Here is a 2,002-nt window from a genome sequence, read left to right on the forward strand (position 1 = left end):
TTACTATGCCGGCGTGGCGGAATGGCAGACGCGTTCGACTCAAAATCGAATGGGAGACCGTGGAGGTTCGAGTCCTCTCGCCGGTACCAAAATAATAAACGATAGTTCATTAGAGAATTTTTCTCGAATGAGCTTTTTTTTATTTTATAGCTAAAACCATATTCATCTTCTGCGCTGAATTTATAATTCATCACTCTTGAAAATGAACAATCCGACCTTACGACTGTAAATTGATTGGTATATCAATTTACAGTCGTTTTTTGTTACTACTTAGGTCATTCACCAACTTAATAAAGTAAAAATGTCACTACAGCCGATCCAAACGAGTAATTATGACGCTGTAACGCCAAAATTGTCACTACAACCGATCCATTCGGGCTTAATAGCTAGGCTCTCTTATCTTGGAACCTTAGTAGCAACCGTTTTTATGTGTATTTGAAGGATTGACTATTCTAAATCATTATAATGAGCATGTCTTGTTACAAAACTTATTTTGAATTGCTATAGCTACTGTTTGGGCAGCAGTGAGTCGGAAGAATTAAATCGAGAGTGGAGAGGGACTGCGGTTTGTGAATAAGGAATAATTGGAGAATTTAGAGAAGTGGTTTAAAGAGAATAAGCATGAGCGGATTATTGAATGGTGAAAGGATACCTTGAAGTGAATAGGGAAACGCATAATACCGCTGGCGTTGCTGCGGTATCGCAGGAGAATACTTTTTCCTGGACAAAGATGCGCTGTTACCATTCAAATGGCTTGCTCATGCCGCTCGGTGTCGCTGATATTGAGTGTAGGGAGCTATGGAGCGGATCGATGAAGGATTTGAACGGAACGGCTATAACTGGTTGATATGGCGGCTGTTTTTATCGAGGAAATTATGCCGGATTTGGCAGGACAGATTCATTTTGATCCGGAGACGGATATATTGGTGGGACTGATGATATATTGAGGTGATTTGGTAGATGCAGAGCACCATGCTATAATGAAAAATGCTTGGTCGACCGATATCGATACAAGCGAGCATACAGTTGTCATTATTCAATGAGGAGTATATGATATGTCATTCGTAGATGAGCATTATTTCAGTACATGTCTAAAAGCTCTTCCAACCCAATTAAGCTACTCGAAAACAGATTTACTAGTAGATGCCTTCAGATTGAAGCAAGAAGGCGATATTGAAATCTATTATACTCCCCATAATGAATATGTAAATTTAGCGGCAAAGGTTATGATCGTTGGCATCACTCCTGGTTGGCAGCAACTGGAGATTGCTTATAGAACGGCAATACAATCATTAAAGCAACAGAAGACGTATGAAGAGGCATGTAAGGATGCAAAGTTTGCAGCGAGGTTTGCAGGAGCTACACGCGTTAACTTAATTCAAATGCTAGATGAAATAGGGATACATAATTTATTTGGAATTTCGAGTGCCGAGCAATTGTTTGACCGAGACTGTACACTTCTACATACCACATCGTTAATTCGTTATCCTGTATTTGTTGCTAAGCGAAATTATAATGGTCATAATCCCTCCTTAATAAGGAATGAAATACTTCAAGAAGCAGCACTGCAATCTTTTTTAGTTGAGCTACGTATGCTGAAAAATCCGCTTATTATACCGTTAGGTAAATCAGTAGAGAGTTACCTTCGTCATCTAATAAAGCTGGGACTAATCGCCGAGCATCTTGTTGTATGGGGATTTCCGCATCCATCCGGTGCCAACGGTCATCGTCTTACACAATTCGAGGCGGGGAAGGTAGCTATGACTCAAATGTTAGGAGAGCTCAAGAAGGATAACTAATGGCGCTGACTCAAATTATAAAGAAATACTAATAGAGAAAAACGAACTAAATACTTGACGTCATATGTATAAACATGATATATTATTCTGGTCACTCCAAAGAGATGACATACATATGGAGGATTAGCTCAGCTGGGAGAGCATCTGCCTTACAAGCAGAGGGTCGGCGGTTCGAACCCGTCATCCTCCACCATAATAATAAT

General features: G+C 40.0%; 2 protein-coding genes and 2 tRNA genes. All 4 read left to right on the forward strand.

The window, feature by feature from the left end; all coding sequences use genetic code 11:
- Positions 1-7 precede the first annotated feature (7 nt).
- The 4 genes from AC1TO5_RS21135 to AC1TO5_RS21150 all read left to right on the forward strand — a co-directional run bounded on the left by AC1TO5_RS21135 (position 8) and on the right by AC1TO5_RS21150 (position 1,992).
- Positions 8-89: transfer RNA gene (locus tag AC1TO5_RS21135), tRNA-Leu, on the forward strand.
- A 548-nt stretch (positions 90-637) separates the two neighbouring features.
- Entirely contained in the window at positions 638-847 is a 210-nt protein-coding gene (locus AC1TO5_RS21140; RefSeq protein WP_482064816.1) for a hypothetical protein, read from the forward strand.
- 208 nt (positions 848-1,055) lie between these two features.
- Entirely contained in the window at positions 1,056-1,799 is a 744-nt protein-coding gene (locus AC1TO5_RS21145) for a uracil-DNA glycosylase family protein (RefSeq protein ID WP_482064817.1), read from the forward strand.
- Positions 1,800-1,916: 117 nt separating this feature from the next.
- A tRNA-Val gene (locus tag AC1TO5_RS21150) sits at positions 1,917-1,992 on the forward strand.
- Positions 1,993-2,002 lie beyond the last annotated feature (10 nt).

The sequence above is a fragment of the Paenibacillus sp. Y930 genome, assembly GCF_056786375.1.